Source organism: Aurantiacibacter flavus, assembly GCF_039710615.1.
Lineage (GTDB): Bacteria > Pseudomonadota > Alphaproteobacteria > Sphingomonadales > Sphingomonadaceae > Alteraurantiacibacter > Alteraurantiacibacter flavus.
Genome location: NZ_JBDLBR010000007.1, coordinates 46,884 through 64,905 on the forward strand (window position 1 = coordinate 46,884; position 18,022 = coordinate 64,905).

The following is an 18,022-nucleotide window of genomic DNA, read 5'->3' on the forward strand; positions in this document are numbered from 1 at the left end:
TGTCGCCCATCGCACATGAGGAACGCTTCGAGGATGAGCAGGATTGCTGCATGACGGAAGAAGAGATGCGCAAGGCGCTCGCCATGCTTCAGGTCGAGCATCGCGACCTCGACATCGCCATTTCCGCGCTCACCGAAAGTGGCGGCCCCAACCTGTTGCAGGTGGCGCGCCTGAAGAAGCGCAAGCTGCGGCTGAAAGACCAGATCGCGGCCATTACAGACTATCTGACGCCCGACATCATCGCCTGATCGCACCCAACAATGCGCCTGTAAAATCCGTGCCTGAGCGGGACAGGTTGTCGCCTGTGGGAAAATCGCGTCACCCCTTACTGGCGCCGAGACCGACGGGAGGCTAGCTCAAACTACGTTATGCAATTTGCCAATTCTGTTTCGCCCGCAATCCTCGATGCCCTCTACGAAGAGGCGCTTTGCCTGACCGAAGCTACACGCGCAGTGTTCGCCACGGCGCAAGGCGAGCGCGAGCCAGGCGTGGCGAAGAGCGATGAGCTCTCGGACGCCCGCATCACCCTTTCGTGCGAGGCCTTGCGGACCACAACGAGGATGATGCATGCGATGGCCTGGCTGCTCAATTTTCGCGCCTATTTCAATGACGAACTGACCGCGTTTCAGTTGCGCCGGTTCGGACGTCTGCCCGAGCCGCAGGACGTGGGCACGGCAGAAGAGCGGGCCGCGCTCAGCGCCGATGTCAATGCCGTGATCGACGGCAGCTGCTCTTTCTACGGTCGGCTCGCCCGGCTCGACGAGGCGTTCCATCGCGGCTTCGAGGCCGAGCCGCCCGCGCTTGAAAACCTGCACACCCGGATCGGCCGCGCCTTCGCCGCACGCTGAGACTCACACTTTCGCCAGCGCGCGTTCCCAGTTCGCCAGCCGCACAGCGCGCGTGGCAGCCTCCATCTGCGGAGCGAATTCACGCGCGTCACCGCACATCGCTGCCGTCGCCTCCGCAAGCGAGGAATAGGCGCCGCATCCCAGTGCCGCGAGGATCGCCGCGCCGAGCGCGGTCGTTTCGACGAAGTGCGGACGGGTGACGGGCAATTGCAGAATGTCGGCCAGATCCTGCGCCATCCAGTCGTTCGCGGCCATACCGCCGTCGATGCGGATGCCGCGCCAGCGTGCGCCATCGGCGGCGAAGGCGGCGGCTAGGTCGCGCGTCTGGTGCGCCATGGCTTCCAATGCGGCCCGCACTACGTGGGCCCTGCTGCTGGCAAAGCTGAGCCCGGTGATGCTGCCACGCGCGTCAGGCCGCCAGTGTGGCGCGCCAAGGCCCGATAGCGCAGGCACCACCACCACCCCGCCGCTGTCGGCCACGCTGCGGGCCAGCTCTTCGGTTTCGCCTGCGCTTGCGATCAGGCCGAGGGTGTCACGCAGATACTGGACCAGGCTCCCCGCCACGAACACCGAGCCCTCGAGCGCATAGGTGCGTTCGCCGTTGATTTGCGTGAGCACCGTGCCGAGCAGGCGGTTGTCCGAGTGCGGGAGCGTGCTTCCGGTGCTGGCGAGGATGAAGGCGCCGGTGCCATAGGTGGCCTTGGTCGCGCCGGGTTCGAGGCAGCCCTGCCCTATCGTCGCGGCTTGCTGGTCTCCCGCCATCCCGCAAATCGGGATCACAGCGCCCAGAAAATCGGGCGCGGTTTCGGCGATGGTTCCGGCGCAATCGACCACCTGCGGCAGCGCGGCCAGCGGAACGCCGAACAGCTCGCACAGGTCCTCGTCCCACGTGTCGCCATCGAGCGGCAGCAGCAGCGAGCGGCTGGCGTTGCTGGCATCGCTGACGTGCTGTTGGCCTCCTGATAGGCACCACACCAGCCAGCTTTCGACTGTCCCGAAAGCCAGCGTGCCGCGCTCCGCTGCGCCCTGCACATGCGGCACATTGTCGAGCATCCAGCGCATCTTGGTGGCGGAGAAATAGGGATCGAGCAGCAGGCCGGTCTTGCCACGCACCGCCTCCTCATGCCCGCTCGCTTTCAATCGAGCACAGAACTCCGCCGTGCGCCGGTCCTGCCACACGATGGCGCGGGCGAGCGGCTCGCCGGTCTGCTTGTCCCAGGCGACCACCGTCTCGCGCTGGTTGGTGATGCCGATGGCGGCGATGCGTTCGGCCCCGCCCGCTCGCTCCACCATTTCGCGCGCGCAGGCGAGCGTCTTGTCCCAGATCTCGGCGGCGTCATGTTCGACCCAGCCGTCTTGCGGATAGAACTGGGTCAATTCGGCCTGCGCCGTACCGCTTGGCTTGCCATCCAGCGCGAACAGCATGGCCCGCGTGCTGGTGGTGCCTTCATCGAGCACAAGAATGAATTGGTCGTTCATGCACGTTCCCCTCCCGCCTGCGGGAGGGGGTCAGGGGGTGGGTATGGCGGCAGGGGCCCACCCCCCGCCCCTCCCGCAGGCGGGAGGGGAGTGACTTCGCCTCCGAGTCTTCCCATATGGCGCGCATGTCCCTGCCCCCGCAACCCTGGCCGACCGCGGATGTCGAGCAGCTAGAACCGCTGGTCGCACGCGTGCTCGCGCCGAATCCTTCGCCCTTCACCTACACCGGCACGCAGACCTATCTCGTCGGCTCCGAAGGAGGGCTTGCGGTGATCGATCCCGGCCCCGCCGACCCAGCCCACCTCGACGCGCTCACCCGCGCCATCGGCGACAGACCGGTCGTGGCGATAATGTGCACCCACACCCACCGTGACCATTCGCCCGCCGCCGCCCCGCTCGCGCAGGCGATAGGCGCGCCGATCGTCGGCTGCGCGGCGCTGCACATCCATTCCGACGAACCGCGCGTCGATGCCCCGTTCGATCAGGACTATGCACCCGATCGGGTGCTGACCGAAGGCGAGCAGGTAACAGGCCCCGGCTTCACACTCACCGCCATCGCCACGCCGGGACACACCTCCAACCACCTGTGCTTTGCGCTGGAAGAAAGCGGCGCGCTGTTCACCGGCGATCACGTGATGGGCTGGTCAACCAGCGTGGTGGTCCCGCCCGATGGCGACATGGCCGACTATCTCGCCAGCCTCGACAAGCTCTACGCCCGCGAGGATCGCATCTATTACCCCGCCCACGGCCCGGCCGTCGAAAAGCCCAAGCAGCTGGTGCGCGGCATGGCCGGGCATCGCCGCCAGCGCGAGCGGCAGATCGTCAAGCTGCTTACCGAAGAGGCCCGCCCGATCGCTGCGCTGGTGCCGGTGATGTACAAGGGTGTGTCCGAAAAGCTCTGGCCAGCCGCTGGCCAGAGCGTCCATGCCCACCTGATCGATCTGGAACGGCGCGGCCTCGCCACGCGTTCAGGTGACATCTGGGCCATAGCCTGACAAACAGCGCCCCGATAAGCACATGAGGATTCGCGCATGAGTGACGCCGCCAAAGTTCCCGCCGGGACCGACCTGATCGAAGAGATCAACCGCCTGCGCAAAGAGCGCAATGCGGTGATCCTCGCGCACTATTACCAGAAGCCCGAATTGCAGGATCTGGCCGACTTCGTGGGCGACAGCCTCGAACTGAGCCGCAAGGCGGCTGAGACCGATGCCGAGGTGATCGCGTTTTGCGGCGTGAAGTTCATGGCCGAAACCGCCAAGATCCTCAGCCCCGAGAAAATCGTCGTGCTGCCCGACATGGAAGCGGGTTGCTCACTCGAAGATTCGTGCCCGCCCGAAAAGTTCGCCGCTTTCCGCGCGCGCCATCCCGATCACATCGCGCTCACCTACATCAATTGCTCGACCGAGGTGAAGGCGCTCAGCGACATCATCGTCACCTCCTCCAGCGCCGAGACGATCCTGCAGCAGATCCCCAAGGACCAGCCGATCATTTTCGGCCCCGACCGGCACCTTGGCGGCTGGCTCAGCCGCAAGTTCGACCGCGAAATGCTGCTGTGGCCGGGTGTCTGCATCGTCCATGAGGCCTTCAGCGAAACCGAGCTGCTCAAGCTCAAGGCCCAGCACCCCGGCGCGCCCGTCGCCGCGCATCCCGAGTGCCCACCCGCGATCATCGACCACGCCGATCACGTGGGCTCGACCAGCTCGATCCTTAACTTCGCGCGCGATTTCGAGGGCGACACGCTGATCGTGGCGACCGAGCCGCACATCATGCACCAGATGGAAAAGGCGCTGCCCGAAAAGACCTTCATCGGCGCGCCGGGGGCCGACGGCAACTGCAACTGCAACATCTGCCCCTACATGGCCTTGAACACGCTCGAAAAACTCTACGTCGCGCTGCGTGACCTCGAGCCGCGTATCGAGATCGAGGAAGGGCTGCGCGTGAAAGCCAAGGCCAGCCTCGACAAGATGCTGGAAATGGCCAGTTCCTCGGTCGGCAAGGGCGATCTGGGACCGGTGGCGGCGAGCTGACCGGCGGCTATGAAAGCCGAGCTGCGCTGGTTCTGGGCCCGCCTGACCGCCAATTACTGGTTCTTCCCCTCGCTGTTCGCGATCGGCGCGGCCTTTCTCGCCTTCGTCTGCGTGTGGGTCGACCGGTCGGGCCTTGTCGACGGGCTGACCGATGCCAGCTGGCTGGTCGCGGCGCGCCCCGAAAGCGCCTCGAACATGTTGCAGGTCATCGCCGGATCGATGATCGGGGTCGCCTCCACGGTGTTCTCGATCACGATTGCGGCGGTGGCCTATGCCAGCGGGACATACGGCCCGCGCCTGCTCACCAACTTCATGGAGGACAAGGGCAACCAGCTTAGCCTAGCAACCTTCATCGGCACCTTCGTCTATGCGCTCAGTGTGCTGCACACCGTGCGCGGCGAGGACGAGACGCCTGCGCTCAACGCTGCGGGCGATGCCCTGCCCGGCTTCGTGCCGCAGCTGTCGCTGCTGGTGGCCTATGCGCTGATGGCGCTTTCGGTGGGCGTGCTGGTCTATTTCCTCAACCACGTGCCTTCGGCCATTCGCATCAACAAGGTGCTGCACGATATCGGCCGCCGCCTGCTCAAGATAGTGCGTGACGACTTTCCCGAAGATGCCAGTGCCGAGCAATCACGCAAGCGCCCCTCGGGCGAGCCGCTGCTGGCCCAGCGCACCGGCTATATCCAGCTGATCGACTTCGAGGAAATGCTCGGTGTGATGCACGAAGCCAAAGGCAGCTTCGTGCTGTCCGTGCGCACGGGCGACTTTGTCCATCCGGGCATGGCGCTGGGCGAGATATGCGGTGCCGAGGCCAGCGATGATCTGGCGGAAAAGCTGCACGCCGCCTTCACCTTCGGCTTTGCCCGCAGCCCCGAGCAAGACCCGCAGTTCCTGATCGACGAGCTGGTCGAGATCGGCCTGAGGGCGCTGTCGCCGGGCATCAACGACCCGTTCACCGCGATCACAGCGGTTCACTGGCTCGGCGCGGCGACTGCCGAGCTGGGTGCGCGCAATCTCGACAAGATTTTGCACGACGACGACGAGGGCTCGGATTGTGCCGTCTACCCGTTGCCCGATGACTTCGGCCACTATGTGAAGCGCGGCTTCGGGGCGATCAGCAGCGCTGTCGCCACCAGCCCGATTGCCACCGAGGTCATGTTCGATACCTTGCGCCATGCTGCCGATGCGATCGATTCGCCCGCTCGGCGCGCATTGCTCGCGCGGCAGGGATCACGGCTGCACGATCAGGCGCGCGAGTGCCTTCGCGGCCCCGATCTGGCCGAAGTCGAGATACGCTACACCGCTTTCGCCCGGTCTTTCAACGACTAACGAGGAGCCTCACAATGCCGACCCGATCCTGGCTGTTCGTTCCCGGCGATAGCGAAAGGAAGCTGGCCAAGGCCGCCGGAGCGGGCGCCGATGTGGTGGTGATCGACCTTGAGGATGCGGTGGCCGATCCTGCCAAGCCCAAGGCGCGCGAGCAGACCCGCGAATGGCTAGGCATTCATGGCGCAGAGGTCACGGCTGGCCCGCACATGCGCCGCTGGGTGCGGATCAACGCGCTCGACACACCCCACTGGCGGGGCGATCTGGCCGCGATCATGCCCGCTGCTCCGCACGGAATCGTCGCGCCCAAGGTCACGTTGCCCGAGCAACTACGCGCCCTTGCCGCAGAGCTTTACGAGCTTGAGCAAAGCGCCGGCTTGCCGAGCGGCGAGACCGCGATCATGCCCATGCTCGGCGAAAGCGCGGCGGCAGCGTTGGCGATTCCCGCTTTCGCCGATCCGGGCTTTATCCTGAACCGCCTCGGCGCTTTCGGCTGGGGCTCGGAAGACCTTGCCCGCTCGGTCGGCGCGCAGCGCAAGCGCAACGAACATGGCCGCTGGACCGACCTGTTCCGCCATGTCCGCACGCAGGTGCTGCTGGCCGCCGGGGCCAAGGAGGTCGCCGCCATCGAGACTGTCCATGCCGATTTCCGCGATCTGGACGCGCTGGCCCGGATCGCGGGCGAGGCTTGCGCAGACGGTTTTTCGGGAATGCTGGCGATTCACCCGGCGCAAGTGCCGGTGATCAATGAGGCCTTCACCCCGAGCGAAGAGCAACTCGCTCGCGCCCGCGCGATCGTGCAGGCGTTTGAGGAACGGCCCGATGCCGGAGCCCTGCAACTCGACGGCGAAATGATCGAAAAACCGCACCTCGCTCAGGCGCGATTGCTGATCAGCCGCAGCTAGTTCGCCGCTTCGTCTGCCTCAGCCGCTGCGGGCGGTTCTTCGGGGTCTTCAGACGCGCCCTCCTCGGGTTGCTCTGCCACCTCTTCGGTCGCCGCATCAGCAGGCGGCGCAGCGCTCGCAGTGCCGCTGGGCGCTATGTCTGCCGGCGGCGCCGCCGAACGCAGCTCGTCGAGTGGCAGCATATCGTCGGAGATCGTGCCTTCGAGCACCTCGCCGCTGACATTGCTTTCGTCGATGGCGCTTTCGTCCGGCTCGTCCGAGAACAGGTCGCAGGCCGTCAGCATTGCGCAGGCGGCTACCAGCAGAGCGGCATTGAAGATCGGTTGGCGCATGGTCACTCCGCAGCGGCGAGCGCAGCAAGGAACTCCTCGCTGCGCGCCCGCAATGCCTCATCCCATAGCTCGGGCGCAAGCGGCTTTCCCAGCCTTTCCATGCTGGTGACGCCATAGTCGGCAATGCCACAGGGCACGATCCCGCCGAAGTGCGACAAGTCAGGCGCGAGGTTCACCGCCAGCCCATGCATCGTTACCCAGCGCCGCACGCGCACACCGATGGCGCCGATCTTGGCCTCGCGCCCGTCGATGTCATGCGTCCAGATGCCGATGCGCTCAGGCACGGCAAAGGCCTCGACCCCGAAATCGCCCAGCGTGGCGATCACCCAGTTCTCGATTCCGTGGACGAACCGGCGCACGTCGCGCCCACGCCTGGCGAGGTCGAGCAGCACATAAGCCACCCGTTGCCCCGGCCCGTGGTAGGTGTAGCGCCCGCCGCGCCCGGTCTCGACCACGTCGAAGCGCGGATCGACGAGGTCGGCAAGGTCGGCGCTGGTCCCGGCGGTGTAAACCGGCTCGTGCTCGAGCAGCCAGATCAGCTCGCCAGCCTCGCCCGCCGCAATCGCGCGGTTGCGGGCTTCCTGCTCGGCCAACGCCGCGCGGTAGGGTATCGGCGCATAGGACTGGCGCCATTCAATCGGCTGAAAGCTCATAATCGGGTTTGCGTGGCGCTTGGAGATGCGCTTATCAAGCCCCGGCAACACTTGAGGCCGCAAATATGAGGACCGAGCGATGAAATTCGACATGGGAGCCGCCTGGAACGAGGCCGTGGCGATGATTGCCGCCAATCGCGAGGTGCTGGCGATTGTGGCCGGGATCTTCTTCTTCCTGCCTTCGCTGCTGATCGCGCTGGTCGGCCCCGATCTCAATGCCCTCATGGCCTCTCCCATGGCCACGCCCGAAGAGGTGGAGCGGTTGAGCGAGCAGGTCATGGCCGCCTATGGCGAAAGCTGGTGGATCTTCGCCCTCGCCACCCTTGCCCAGATGGTCGGCTACATCAGCTTGCTGTCGTTGCTGCGCGACCGGGGGCGGCCCACGGTGGGCGAGGCGATTGCGATGGGCGCGAAAGGGCTGTTGCCTGCCATTGCGGCCTATCTGATCGTCACCCTCGGCATTTCGGTGCTGTTCGTAGCGCTTGTTGCCCTCCTGTCGGCGAGCGGGATCGAGGCACTGATCGCCCTTGGCGTGCTGTTTGCCATGGTTTTTACGGTCTACGCCATGATCAAATTTTCGCTCGCCGCACCGGTCATCGCGATCGAGAAGGTGGTCAATCCGATCACGGTGTTAAAACGCAGCTGGATCCTCACGAAGGGCAATTCGTTCCGTATCCTGCTGTTCTTCATCCTGATTTTTATCGTCTATGTCGTAATCTCGATGGTCGCCGGGCTGGTTATGGCCGGACTGATCGCCGCGATTGGAGGCGAAGCGGGCAAGATCGTGCAGGGCGTTGTCGGCGGATTGCTGGGCATGGCCGCAACTGTGGTGGTGGTGGCGGTGCTGGCTGCCACCCACCGCCAGCTATCGGGTGGCAGTGCCTCCGCCAGCGGCACCTTCGACTAAAGGATTTCGTCCACCAGCTCCTTGGGGCGGCAGAGGCGCACGCCCTTCTCGGTCTCGACCAGCGGGCGGTTGATGAGGATCGGCTCGGCCACCATGGCATCGAGCACGGTGTCGGCATCGGCCTCGGGCAGGCCGCGTTCTTCGGCATCGGTGCCGCGCAGACGCAGGCCTTCGGCAGGCGTCATCCCCGCATCGGCAAACAGCTGCGCCAGCTTCTCACGGCTCGGCGGGGTCTTCAGATATTCGATCACCTCGACTTCGACCCCGTCACGCTCTTCCAAAATGGCGAGCGTATTACGCGAGGTGCCGCACTTGGGGTTGTGCCAGATCGTCGCTTTCATTCTGTTGGTCCTTCTTCGTCCATATCCAGCGCCGGAACCGCGCGCGCGGCATCGGCGGGGTCAATTCCCGGTGCGGGCGCAGCGCTGATCCGCTCGGCCCGGCGCGCAACGCGGCCCGCGCGCTGCACCGCTGCCACCAGCCGCGGATAGACCCCGCAGCGGCACAGGTTCGGGATCGCCTGCCGGATCTCGTCTTCGCTGGGATCGGCGTTGCGCCTGATCAGCGCCGCCGCCGCCATCACGATCCCCGGCGTGCAGAACCCGCACTGAATCGCCTGCTCGGCCACCATCGCCTGTTGCACCGGATGCGAGCGATCACGCACCAGCCCCTCGATGGTGGTGATGAAGCGCCCTTCCACCTCGGCCAGCGTGATCAGGCAAGACCGCAGCGCCTCGCCATCGACCAGCACCATGCAGGCCCCGCAATCGCCCTCACCGCAGCCATATTTCGTGCCCGTCAGATTGGCCGCCTCGCGCAGCGCCCACAGCAAGGGGGTGGCCGGATCGAGGTCGAAGTTCACCGGCCGGTCGTTGACGGTCATGGCAGTCATGACGTCAGCCTATGTCAGTCGCGCCAGCTGGAGTCGATCCTGTCGATCTTGCGGGTCCACGCTTCGAAGTCGAGCTTGCCGAATTCGTCGGTGAGCTGGTTGTCGCGGTCGCGCTGATGCACGCCGATCACATCGTCCGACACTTCGAGCGGATCGCCCATCGCCGCCGTCTTCACCTGAATCTCGCAGGCGCGCTGGAGCATGTAATAAAGCAGGAACATCTCGTAGATCGTGTTGCCCATCACCACCGGGCCATGGTTGCGCAACAGCAGCACCTTGTTCTTGCCAACGTCCCTGATCAGGCGCTCGCCTTCTTCCGCACGCACCGTAATGCCTTCGAAGTCGTGATAGCCGACTTCACCGGCAAAGAAGCACGAATAGAAGTTGCTCTGCCGCAGGCCACCCTTGCTGCTGCACACCGCCATGGTGTCGGGCGTGTGGGTGTGGACGATGGCGTGCGCATGATCGAGGTTCTTGTGGAACACCGAATGCTGCGTAAAACCGGCCAGGTTAACCGGATAGGGATTGTCGCCGACCTTGTTACCCTCGCCATCGATCTTGATGAGGCTGGAGGCCGTCACCTCTTCCCACAACAGGCCGTAAGGGTTGATCAGGAAAGCGTTGTCTTCGCCCGGCACGCGCACGGTGATGTGGTTGTAAATGCTCTCATACCAGCCAAGGTGCGCGAAGATACGGTAGCATGCGGCCAGTTCCTGCCGGGCCTTCCATTCGGCCTCGCTGCATTGGACACGGGGTTTCAATTGCGTTGCCATGATCGCCTCTCTCATTCTGGGTCTATTTGACTCGTGCAAGTGTATTGACTCGTGGAAGCTTCATTGACTTTCTCTGCGCCCTGCGCAAGCCTTTCGGGAAAGGTTGGCCGCAGAGCCGACCCGGGAGAGACAAGCGATGCAGCAGCTCGGCTTCGGCCAGCCAATGGGCACGATTGCCCAAACGGCCTTTATTGTGCCCGACCTGATGGCGGCCATCGCGCACTGGACGGCGGACATGCACGCCGGGCCGTTCTTCGTGCTGCCGCATCTGCTCGCGCCGGGGCAGACCTATCGCGGGCTGGAAAGCCGCGCCGATGTCACGCTCGCGATGGGCTTTGCCGGGCACATGATGATCGAGCTGATCCAGCCGCTCGACACCAATCCCAGCGTCTATCGCGAAACCATCCAGCTACGCGGCCACGGGTTCCATCACTTCGGGATTGCGGTCGAAGATGTCGACGCGGCGAGCGCGGACTATCAGGCGCGCGGCTATCACGAGGCCTATCGCGCCTCGGTGCCCACCGGAGGCGAGGTGGTCTATCTCGACAACGGCGATGGCGCGGCCACGGGCTTTATCGAGCTGCTGCCGGTCAACCCGGCGATGGACGCCACCTTCACCCGCTTCTGGGAGGCGAGCCGCGACTGGGACGGCTCGGACCCCGCCCGCCCCTTCGCCTGAGCATAGGAACGCAAACGCATGTCCGCACCGCACACCGACACGCCACGCCCCGGACAGCTTCAGGGCAACTGGCTGACCAACTCGCCTGCTTATCAGACCTTGCTGGTGTTCCTGCTGGCGCTGAACTTCGGGATCGTATTCTTTGACCGGCAGGCGCTCAACGCGCTGATGCCCTTCGTCGAGCCCGAGCTGGGCCTGTCGCAGACGCAGATCGGCCTGCTCGCCTCGGGGCTGTCGTTCAGCTGGGCGATTGCAGCCTTCTTCGTGGGGCGGCTGTCCGACAGCCTCGGCAAGCGCAAGATCCTGCTGGTGATCGCGACTGTGGCTTTCTCGCTGTGCTCGTTCCTCTCAGGGATTGCGACCAGCTTCCTGTTCCTGTTCGCCGCCCGCCTGCTGATGGGCGCGGCCGAGGGCGGCGTGATGCCGATCAGCCATGCGATGGTGGCGAGCGAGGTCGACCCCAAACGGCGCGGCCTGGCGCAAGGCGTGGCGCAGAACCTTGGCTCGAACCTGCTCGGCAGCTTTCTGGCCCCGGTGGTGCTCGTCTGGTTTGCCACGCAATACAGCTGGCGCGAGGCCTTTTACCTTGCCGCCCTGCCCGGCCTCCTCAGCGCCGCGCTGATCTGGTTCGCGCTGCGCGAACCGGCCAGGGCTCCGGTCACCGAAGAGGCCGCGCCGAAGGGCAACTATTTCGCCGATGTCGTGAGCGCGATGAAGGTACGCAACATGGGGATCAGCGTAGTCGTGGGCGTGCTGATGGTTGGCCACTTCGTCACCACCTGGGCCTTCATGCCGCTCTACCTCACCGAGGTGAAAGGCTATGATCCAAGCACGATGAGCTGGATCATGGGCTCGCTGGGGATTGCGGCGGCGATCTACTCGTTCACCGTGGCAGGCATTTCGGATGTGATCGGGCGCAAGCCGGTGATGGTCGCGCTGCCGCTGCTGGCGGTGCTGGGGCCGTTGGGCGCGATGTATTGGGAGGGCGGCGCCTTCGGCCTCGCCGTAATCTTCTTTGTCGGCTGGGCGGTGAACGGCGTATTCCCGATTTTCATGGCGACGATCCCCTCCGAAACCTTCCGCCCGGTCCACCACGCCACCGTTCTCGGGCTCGCGATGGGCAGCTGCGAGGTGCTGGGCGGCGTGTTCGGGCCGATTATCGGCGGCGCGCTCAACGACAATTTCGGGATGAACAGCTTCCTGTGGTTGCTGATCGGCCTGTCGCTGGTCTCGGGCGTGATCGCGATGGGATTGCAAGAAACCGCCCCAGCCGCGCTGAGGCGCAAAGGCCTCACCTTCCAGCCCGTCTGACGCAGCATGAGCGCGGTCCAGCAATTCACCACCCGCGACGTCGCCCCGTCGGAGCGGGCACGTTACTGGAACGACATGGCCGCACTTCGCTATGCCGGGAGCCGGGTCGAGGCCGCCTATGGCGAGTTTACCGGGCGGATGTGGAGCTGGAACATCGGCCCGCTCGCCATGCTACGCCCGCGCACAAACCCCTGCCGCGTGCTGCGCGAGTCGCTGCCGGGCAGCGAGAATAACCTCATCCTCCATTTGCAAAGCCGGGGCCATGGCACCTATTCGCAAGGCACGCAGACCGCGCGGCTCGAACCGGGCGATGCCGTGCTGTGCAGCACCGCCGAGCCATACGAGATCGCCCTCAGCCATCACGAAACGCTGGTGGTCGAATTCCCGCGCGCGCTGATCGAACCCGGCTTCGGCGCGCTTGATCATCGGCTGGTGCAGTGCCTGCCCGGCACTTCGCCCTCCCTGCGGATATTCCACGATTTCCTGCTCTCGCTGTGGCAGCAGGGCTATCGCGAGGAGCACCACCTCGGGTGGGAAGAAGAAGTCGCCCGACTGTTCGCCGGGATGCTGGCCATGGCGCTCCACGGGGCCGATTTCGAACAGGCGAAGCGCGCCGAGCCCGGAATGGCAAGCCCAATGGCAAGCCGTGTGCGCGCCATCGTCGAGGCGCGGCTGCAAGACCCGGAGTTCTCGGTCATCCACATCGCCGAGGCCTGCGACATCTCGGTGCGCGCGGTGCAGAAGGTGTTCGCCAGCATGGGCACAACCCCCAGCGCCTACATTCAGGAGCGGCGCCTCACCCGCGCGGGCGAGAAACTGCTCGCCTATCCCGAGGCCACGATCACCCAGATCGCCTTCGACCACGGCTTCAACGACAGCGCCTATTTCGCCCGCTGCTTCCGTCGCCGCAACGGCATGACGCCGCGAGAATTCCGCTCGCTGCGCTAGGATACCGGGCAAGGTTCGCCTCTGTCCTAGCATCGCCTTCTCGCGCGGTGTATTCTCCTTGGCAGTCCGCACCTCAAAGAGGGCGGTTCCTTGGCGAGAGGAGAGCACATTGCCTGAAGCCCCGACGACAGAACCCTGGGCCGGAACGCCGCCCGTGCCGCATGCCCTGCGCCCGGGCGCCAAGCCTGAAGCATACATGGCGAAGATCGCCGAAGGCCCGAAGGAATACTGGGTGCCCATCGTCGAGGGCGTCTATTCCAAGCCGGTGTGGATCAGCCCCAGCCTCAACATGTGGGCCGACGTGCTGATGGCCGAAAAGGCCTGCATCGTGAACCGCCACTATCACCCCAAGCCGATCTGGGCTTACACGATCAGCGGCAAGTGGGCCTATCTCGAGCACGACTGGACCGCCACGGCGGGCGACTTCATCTTCGAGACACCCGGCGAATCGCATACCCTCGTTTCCTACGAGCATCCCGATCCGATGAAGGTGTTCTTCGTCGTCTCCGGTCCGCTGATGTGGCTCGACGAGGAAGGCAACTCGGTCGGCCACTATGATGTGTTCGATTATATGACGGCCGCCCGCGAGCACTACGAGAGCGTCGGTATCGGCGCCGACTATGTCGACACCTTAATCAGATAACAGGAGAGACCTGATGGCGACCAAACTGACTGCCCCGCCTTCCGATACCAAAGAAATTGTCGATGTTCCTTGGGCATATCGCGACACCGTCGCCCGCCTCAGCCCCGGCGGACGCTACATCGACGCCGAAACGGACGTTGACAGCCCGTGGGTTCCCTTCGGCGAAAGCGCCGCGATCAAGCATCTTAGCTTCGATGTGCGTACCAACACATATTCCAACATCCTGTGGATGAAGGGCCCCGGCACCATCGGCACCCATTTGCACCGCGGCACGGTCACAATGGTCACGCTGACCGGCTCGGTGCGTTACCTCGAATATGACTGGGTGGGCACGCCCGGTGGCCTGATCCTGGAAACTCCGGGAGAAGCGCATACGCTGGTGACCGAACATCCTGAAGGCTGCAAGTTGTTCGGGCAGATGAACGGGCCGATCGAGTTCTATGATGCTCAGGGCATTTACATGGACACGGTCGACGTGTGGTGGTTCATCGAGCACTACGAAAACTACTGCCGCGAAAACAACATCCCGATCAACCAGAAGCTCTATCTCTAGAAGGAGGCGGCGATGGCCAGCCAGACTAGCAAGCTGGGCGGGATCAAGGCCCCGCCTTCAGGTGCCTACAAGATCGTGAACGTGCCTGAAGTCCACAGCGCCATGCTCGATCAGTATTGCGTATCGGGCACCTATGTCGGCCTGTCGGAGGAAGAGAGCCCCTGGGTTCCCTTCGGCGACAATGCCGCGATCCGCCACCTCGCCTTCGACGTGCGCAACAACGTCTACGCCAACGTGCTGTGGATCAAGTCGCCCGGTGTGATTGGCACGCACAAGCATCGCGGAATGGTCTGGGCCATCGGGCTCGAAGGCTCGTTCCGCTATCTCGAATACGACTGGGTCTGCGGCCCCGGCGAGTTCATTACCGAATTCCCCGGCCATGCGCACACGCTCGTCACCGACGACCCGAATGGCATGAAGGCCTTCTTCTGGATGCAGGGGGCCAACGAATTCTACGACGAGAATGGAAATTTCGTCGAGACTCTCGATGTATGGTGGTTTATAAGCCACTACGAAAGCTACTGCAAAGAGCATGGTCTGGAGATCAACCGGCAGCTCTATTTGTAATTGGCGCGATGAAGGGGGGAGAGGCCTTTGTCGACGCCCATCGCGGCCCCATCCGTGCGACGCACTTAGCGGCGCCGGATGAGGCCGCGACCCTTCCATCGGCAACTCGGCTTAGTTCCGGCTCTGGAAGGATGACCGCTTGAAAACGCTCGATCAGTTCGATCTCACCGGCCGCTCGGGCCTTGTCACCGGTGCTGCCTCGGGCATCGGCCTTGCCTATGCCGAAGCCATCGCCGAAGCGGGTGCGAAGGTAACGCTTACCGACATCGACGCCGAAGGCGCCGCGCGCGAGGCGCAGCGGTTGTGCGACGAAGGCTACGAGGCGCGCTGGGACGTCTGCGACGTGACCGATCTCGCTCAGGTTGCCAAGGCTTTCGACAACCACGTGGCGGCCTATGATGGCTGCGACATTGCTTTTGCCAACGCCGGTCTCGACGTGGGCAACGGGTTCTGGACCCCCGAAGGCAACCGTAACCCGCAGGGCCAGATCGACGTCTACGATCCCGACCGCTGGGACAAGTCGATCGACATCAACCTGTCCGGCGTGTTCCGCACCGTGCGCGAGGCGGCGCGGGTGATGAAGGCGAACACGCACAGGCGCGGCGGGTCCATCGTCATTACCTCTTCGAACGCGGCGGAGGTCAACGAGGCCATCGTCGGCGTGCCCTATATGGCGGCCAAGGCGGGCGTGAAGCACTTCATGCGTCATGCCGCTTATGAGCTTGCCGCCCATGGCATCCGCGTCAACGCCATCGCGCCCGGCCCCTTCGTCACCAACATCGGCGATGGGTGGGTGAAGAAGAACCCGGCCGCCAAGAAGGCGTGGGACGAACTGGTGCCGGTGGGGCGGATGGCCGAAACCTACCAGATCAAGCCGCTCGCGCTGCTGCTCGCCTCCGATGCGGGCAGCTATATGACCGGTGCCCATGTGATGATCGACGGCGGAATGCAGCTTGGGCCGGTAAAGCCGTTGAACGGCTGATCGGGCAGGCATAGATACCCTTCCGGAAGTCGTCCAAACTGGAGAGAAGTACCATGACCACCCCCGCCCGCGCCGCCATCTGTCGAGGCAATACCGAGCCTTTCGCCATCGAGGACGTCGAGCTGGACGATCTGCGCCCCGACGAACTGCGCGTGCGCGTGGTCGCCTGCGGGGTCTGCCACACCGACATGGCCGTGCGCGACGAGCAGCTGCCCGTTCCGCATCCGGTGGTGCTCGGCCACGAGGGCGCCGGGATCGTCGAGGAAGTGGGCAGCGATGTCACCGTCGCCAAGCCAGGTGACCGCGTGGTGATGAGCTTCAACTCCTGCGGCACGTGCCCCAGCTGCGAAGTCGACGCGCCCACCTATTGCTACAACTTCTTCCCGCACAACTGGTCGGGCGCACGGGTCGATGGATCGCCCGTGATGTTCAAGGGCGGCGAGAAGATGAACGCCAACTTCTTCGGCCAAAGCTCGTTCGCCACTCATGCCATCGCGCATCAGCTCAACACCGTAAAGGTGCCCGACAGCGCCGCGCATATCCCGCTCGAACGGCTCGCCCCCATCGGCTGTGGCCTGATGACCGGCGCGGGCGCGGTGCTGCGCTCGATGAAGGTGCGCGAAGGGATGCCGATTGCGGTGTTCGGTGCGGGCACCGTGGGCATGGCCGCGATCATGGCGGCGAAGATCGCGGGCGCGAACCCGATCATCGCGGTCGACCTTAACGATGGCCGGTTGGAGCTGGCAAAGGAACTGGGCGCGACCCACGCCTTCAATGGCAAGGACGACGCCATCGGAAAGATCAAGGACCTGGTGCCGCAGGGCCTCGGCTATGCGTTCGACACCACCGGGATCAACACGATCATTGAAGACGCGTGGAGCCTGCTGGCGCCTATGGGCATCTGCGGGATTGTGGGCGCGAGCGATCCAAAGGCCGATCTCACCTTCAACGAAGCCGAATTTATGGGCGGCGGGCGTCGCGTCATGGGCATCCTCGGTGGTGACAGCGACGTGGGTGGGTTCCTGGTCGAACTGCTCGATTACCACGTGAAGGGCCAGTTCCCGTTTGAGAAGCTGATCGGCTACTTCGACTTTTCGGAAATCAACGAGGCGATCGAGGCAAGCGAGAATGGCTCGGTGGTGAAGCCCGTGCTGAAGATCTCCGAAGAATAAGCGCGCGATGAAGGCCGTCACCTTCCAGGGCCTGCACACCCCATTGAAGTGGGAAGATGTGCCCGATCCCGCGCCCTCGGCGGGCGAACTGGTGGTGAAGGTCGGTCGCTGCGGCATTTGCGGCAGCGACCTGCACATGACCGAGGATGCCGCTTACGGCTGCCAGCACGGCGATATCCTCGGCCATGAGTTTGCAGGCGAAGTGGTCGAGACGGGCAAGGATGTCAGCGAATATAAGACCGGCGACCTCGTCTCGGTGATCCCGCTGAAAAGCTGCGGCCAGTGCGAGCAGTGCCGCAAGGGCACCGTGCAGTGGTGCGAGCAGTTCGGGCTGCAAGGCGGCGGCTATGCCGAATATGCGGTGACGCGCCCCAACCAGTGCGTGCCCCTGCCGAGTGACCTCACCCTCGCCGATGGTGCGATTATCGAGCCGCTCGCGGTCGCGCTGCACGGGGTGAACCTCTCCGGCATGACAACCGGCGACAAGGTGCTGGTGCTCGGCGCGGGGCCGATCGGGCTGGCGGTCGCCTTCTGGGCAAAGCGTATGGGTGCCGGACGAGTAGCGGTGCAGGACATCGCCCGCCATCAGGAACAGCGCGCCATGGAGATGGGCGCCGACGTCTTCGTGGTCGATCCAGCCGATCCGATTGGCAGCGCCAGCCGCGCACTCGGCGGGCCTGCTGACATTGTGTTTGAATGCGTGGGCATTCCGGGGCTGATCGCGCAAGGCGTGGAGCAGGTGCGGCCCGATGGCACGATCCTGCTGCTGGGCCTGTGTACCAAGCCCGACACCTTCAACTCGTTCGCGATGCTGAGCAAGCAGGTCCGCCTCGTTACCAGCGCCTTCTTCACCCGGCAGGAATATGTCGCCACGCTGGCCGCGCTCGAAAGCGGGGCGCTTGCGCCGCGCAGCATGGTCACCGAGACGATCACGCTGTCCAACACACCCGAGGTGTTCGAAAGCCTCAAGCAGCGCAGCGGCCAATGCAAGGTGATGATCGCGCCCTAACTTAGCGCTGTTGCTG

At 64.5% G+C, this 18,022-nt stretch carries 22 protein-coding genes; 16 read left to right on the plus strand and 6 right to left on the minus strand.

Features of this window, described 5'->3' with window-relative positions; translation table 11 throughout:
* Positions 1-50: 50 nt before the first annotated feature.
* Together ABDJ38_RS15875 and ABDJ38_RS15880 are read left to right on the plus strand one after the other, a co-directional pair.
* Entirely contained in the window at positions 51-248 is a 198-nt protein-coding gene (locus tag ABDJ38_RS15875) for a YdcH family protein (protein ID WP_119594809.1), read from the plus strand.
* Positions 249-368: 120 nt separating this feature from the next.
* Positions 369-848: a DUF1465 family protein gene (locus ABDJ38_RS15880; RefSeq protein WP_346786116.1), complete on the plus strand. Its 480-nt coding sequence runs from the start codon at positions 369-371 to the stop codon at positions 846-848.
* Positions 849-851: 3 nt separating this feature from the next.
* Here ABDJ38_RS15880 and glpK read toward each other — a convergent pair whose 3' ends face one another.
* On the minus strand, positions 852-2,327 hold the full coding sequence (gene glpK / locus ABDJ38_RS15885; protein WP_346786117.1) for a glycerol kinase GlpK: 1,476 nt from the start codon (positions 2,325-2,327) through the stop codon (positions 852-854).
* Between the two features lie 116 nt (positions 2,328-2,443).
* Here glpK and ABDJ38_RS15890 point away from each other — a divergent pair, with 116 nt between their 5' ends.
* Genes ABDJ38_RS15890 through ABDJ38_RS15905 form a run of 4 tightly spaced genes read left to right on the plus strand, consistent with a single transcriptional unit; the run spans position 2,444 to position 6,585 of the window.
* Entirely contained in the window at positions 2,444-3,322 is an 879-nt protein-coding gene (locus ABDJ38_RS15890) for an MBL fold metallo-hydrolase (RefSeq protein ID WP_346786118.1), read from the plus strand.
* A 36-nt stretch (positions 3,323-3,358) separates the two neighbouring features.
* Positions 3,359-4,354, plus strand: coding sequence for a quinolinate synthase NadA (nadA, locus tag ABDJ38_RS15895; RefSeq protein WP_346786119.1), 996 nt, complete (start codon positions 3,359-3,361; stop codon positions 4,352-4,354).
* A 9-nt stretch (positions 4,355-4,363) separates the two neighbouring features.
* On the plus strand, positions 4,364-5,683 hold the full coding sequence (locus ABDJ38_RS15900) for a DUF2254 domain-containing protein (protein WP_346786120.1): 1,320 nt from the start codon (positions 4,364-4,366) through the stop codon (positions 5,681-5,683).
* Between the two features lie 14 nt (positions 5,684-5,697).
* Complete coding sequence (locus ABDJ38_RS15905; protein WP_346786121.1) at positions 5,698-6,585, plus strand: HpcH/HpaI aldolase/citrate lyase family protein; 888 nt, start codon at positions 5,698-5,700, stop codon at positions 6,583-6,585.
* Here the strand turns inward: ABDJ38_RS15905 and ABDJ38_RS15910 are convergent.
* Positions 6,582-6,917: a hypothetical protein gene (locus tag ABDJ38_RS15910; protein WP_346786122.1), complete on the minus strand. Its 336-nt coding sequence runs from the start codon at positions 6,915-6,917 to the stop codon at positions 6,582-6,584. The genes ABDJ38_RS15905 and ABDJ38_RS15910 overlap by 4 nt on opposite strands.
* A gap of 2 nt (positions 6,918-6,919) precedes the next feature.
* Positions 6,920-7,570 (minus strand): lipoyl(octanoyl) transferase LipB, encoded by a 651-nt coding sequence (gene lipB / locus ABDJ38_RS15915; protein ID WP_346786123.1) that lies wholly within the window; start codon positions 7,568-7,570, stop codon positions 6,920-6,922.
* Between the two features lie 79 nt (positions 7,571-7,649).
* Between lipB and ABDJ38_RS15920 the strand changes: the two genes are divergently transcribed.
* Positions 7,650-8,477 carry a hypothetical protein gene (locus tag ABDJ38_RS15920; RefSeq protein ID WP_346786124.1) on the plus strand — a complete coding sequence of 276 codons (828 nt, stop codon included), beginning with the start codon at positions 7,650-7,652 and terminating at the stop codon, positions 8,475-8,477.
* On the opposite strand, the gene arsC is transcribed toward ABDJ38_RS15920, so the two are convergent.
* The 3 genes from arsC to ABDJ38_RS15935 are packed head-to-tail and all read right to left on the minus strand — an operon-like array spanning position 8,474 to position 10,142.
* A complete protein-coding gene (arsC, locus tag ABDJ38_RS15925; protein ID WP_346786125.1) occupies positions 8,474-8,818 on the minus strand; it encodes an arsenate reductase (glutaredoxin) in 345 nt (114 codons plus the stop codon). The genes ABDJ38_RS15920 and arsC overlap by 4 nt on opposite strands.
* On the minus strand, positions 8,815-9,369 hold the full coding sequence (locus tag ABDJ38_RS15930; protein WP_346786126.1) for a (2Fe-2S)-binding protein: 555 nt from the start codon (positions 9,367-9,369) through the stop codon (positions 8,815-8,817). Before ABDJ38_RS15930 ends, arsC begins: the two co-directional genes overlap by 4 nt.
* 14 nt (positions 9,370-9,383) lie before the next feature.
* Positions 9,384-10,142, minus strand: a complete 759-nt coding sequence (locus ABDJ38_RS15935) for a class II aldolase/adducin family protein (protein ID WP_346786127.1) — start codon at positions 10,140-10,142, stop codon at positions 9,384-9,386.
* Positions 10,143-10,278: 136 nt separating this feature from the next.
* Between ABDJ38_RS15935 and ABDJ38_RS15940 the strand changes: the two genes are divergently transcribed.
* From ABDJ38_RS15940 to ABDJ38_RS15980, 9 genes are all read left to right on the plus strand, one after another.
* Positions 10,279-10,821 (plus strand): VOC family protein, encoded by a 543-nt coding sequence (locus ABDJ38_RS15940; RefSeq protein WP_346786128.1) that lies wholly within the window; start codon positions 10,279-10,281, stop codon positions 10,819-10,821.
* Positions 10,822-10,839: 18 nt separating this feature from the next.
* On the plus strand, positions 10,840-12,132 hold the full coding sequence (locus ABDJ38_RS15945) for an MFS transporter (protein WP_346786129.1): 1,293 nt from the start codon (positions 10,840-10,842) through the stop codon (positions 12,130-12,132).
* 6 nt (positions 12,133-12,138) lie between these two features.
* Positions 12,139-13,080 (plus strand): helix-turn-helix domain-containing protein, encoded by a 942-nt coding sequence (locus ABDJ38_RS15950; RefSeq protein ID WP_346786130.1) that lies wholly within the window; start codon positions 12,139-12,141, stop codon positions 13,078-13,080.
* A gap of 109 nt (positions 13,081-13,189) precedes the next feature.
* Entirely contained in the window at positions 13,190-13,723 is a 534-nt protein-coding gene (locus ABDJ38_RS15955) for a 2,4'-dihydroxyacetophenone dioxygenase family protein (RefSeq protein WP_137680965.1), read from the plus strand.
* 13 nt (positions 13,724-13,736) lie between these two features.
* On the plus strand, positions 13,737-14,276 hold the full coding sequence (locus ABDJ38_RS15960) for a 2,4'-dihydroxyacetophenone dioxygenase family protein (protein WP_346786131.1): 540 nt from the start codon (positions 13,737-13,739) through the stop codon (positions 14,274-14,276).
* Between the two features lie 12 nt (positions 14,277-14,288).
* The gene (locus ABDJ38_RS15965; protein WP_346786132.1) at positions 14,289-14,843 is read left to right on the plus strand and encodes a 2,4'-dihydroxyacetophenone dioxygenase family protein; all 555 of its coding nucleotides are present in this window, start codon (positions 14,289-14,291) and stop codon (positions 14,841-14,843) included.
* 139 nt (positions 14,844-14,982) lie between these two features.
* Entirely contained in the window at positions 14,983-15,825 is an 843-nt protein-coding gene (locus ABDJ38_RS15970; RefSeq protein ID WP_346786133.1) for an SDR family NAD(P)-dependent oxidoreductase, read from the plus strand.
* 53 nt (positions 15,826-15,878) lie between these two features.
* A complete protein-coding gene (locus ABDJ38_RS15975) occupies positions 15,879-16,997 on the plus strand; it encodes an NAD(P)-dependent alcohol dehydrogenase (RefSeq protein ID WP_346786134.1) in 1,119 nt (372 codons plus the stop codon).
* A 7-nt stretch (positions 16,998-17,004) separates the two neighbouring features.
* Positions 17,005-18,006 carry an alcohol dehydrogenase catalytic domain-containing protein gene (locus ABDJ38_RS15980; RefSeq protein WP_346786135.1) on the plus strand — a complete coding sequence of 334 codons (1,002 nt, stop codon included), beginning with the start codon at positions 17,005-17,007 and terminating at the stop codon, positions 18,004-18,006.
* The last annotated feature ends 16 nt before the right edge of the window (positions 18,007-18,022 follow it).

Excerpts from the sequence above, each read along its gene's own strand:
- lipB (WP_346786123.1), bottom strand. The coding sequence starts at position 7,570 with ATGAGCTTTCAGCCGATTGAATGGCGCCAGTCCTATGCGCCGATACCC.
- glpK (WP_346786117.1), bottom strand. The coding sequence starts at position 2,327 with ATGAACGACCAATTCATTCTTGTGCTCGATGAAGGCACCACCAGCACG.
- arsC (WP_346786125.1), bottom strand. The coding sequence starts at position 8,818 with ATGAAAGCGACGATCTGGCACAACCCCAAGTGCGGCACCTCGCGTAAT.
- ABDJ38_RS15875 (WP_119594809.1), top strand. The coding sequence starts at position 51 with ATGACGGAAGAAGAGATGCGCAAGGCGCTCGCCATGCTTCAGGTCGAG.
- ABDJ38_RS15930 (WP_346786126.1), bottom strand. The coding sequence starts at position 9,369 with ATGACTGCCATGACCGTCAACGACCGGCCGGTGAACTTCGACCTCGAT.
- ABDJ38_RS15960 (WP_346786131.1), top strand. The coding sequence starts at position 13,737 with ATGGCGACCAAACTGACTGCCCCGCCTTCCGATACCAAAGAAATTGTC.
- ABDJ38_RS15975 (WP_346786134.1), top strand. The coding sequence starts at position 15,879 with ATGACCACCCCCGCCCGCGCCGCCATCTGTCGAGGCAATACCGAGCCT.
- ABDJ38_RS15900 (WP_346786120.1), top strand. The coding sequence starts at position 4,364 with ATGAAAGCCGAGCTGCGCTGGTTCTGGGCCCGCCTGACCGCCAATTAC.
- ABDJ38_RS15920 (WP_346786124.1), top strand. The coding sequence starts at position 7,650 with ATGAAATTCGACATGGGAGCCGCCTGGAACGAGGCCGTGGCGATGATT.
- ABDJ38_RS15945 (WP_346786129.1), top strand. The coding sequence starts at position 10,840 with ATGTCCGCACCGCACACCGACACGCCACGCCCCGGACAGCTTCAGGGC.
- ABDJ38_RS15880 (WP_346786116.1), top strand. The coding sequence starts at position 369 with ATGCAATTTGCCAATTCTGTTTCGCCCGCAATCCTCGATGCCCTCTAC.
- ABDJ38_RS15965 (WP_346786132.1), top strand. The coding sequence starts at position 14,289 with ATGGCCAGCCAGACTAGCAAGCTGGGCGGGATCAAGGCCCCGCCTTCA.
- ABDJ38_RS15890 (WP_346786118.1), top strand. The coding sequence starts at position 2,444 with ATGGCGCGCATGTCCCTGCCCCCGCAACCCTGGCCGACCGCGGATGTC.
- ABDJ38_RS15905 (WP_346786121.1), top strand. The coding sequence starts at position 5,698 with ATGCCGACCCGATCCTGGCTGTTCGTTCCCGGCGATAGCGAAAGGAAG.
- ABDJ38_RS15950 (WP_346786130.1), top strand. The coding sequence starts at position 12,139 with ATGAGCGCGGTCCAGCAATTCACCACCCGCGACGTCGCCCCGTCGGAG.
- ABDJ38_RS15910 (WP_346786122.1), bottom strand. The coding sequence starts at position 6,917 with ATGCGCCAACCGATCTTCAATGCCGCTCTGCTGGTAGCCGCCTGCGCA.
- ABDJ38_RS15935 (WP_346786127.1), bottom strand. The coding sequence starts at position 10,142 with ATGGCAACGCAATTGAAACCCCGTGTCCAATGCAGCGAGGCCGAATGG.
- ABDJ38_RS15980 (WP_346786135.1), top strand. The coding sequence starts at position 17,005 with ATGAAGGCCGTCACCTTCCAGGGCCTGCACACCCCATTGAAGTGGGAA.
- ABDJ38_RS15940 (WP_346786128.1), top strand. The coding sequence starts at position 10,279 with ATGCAGCAGCTCGGCTTCGGCCAGCCAATGGGCACGATTGCCCAAACG.
- nadA (WP_346786119.1), top strand. The coding sequence starts at position 3,359 with ATGAGTGACGCCGCCAAAGTTCCCGCCGGGACCGACCTGATCGAAGAG.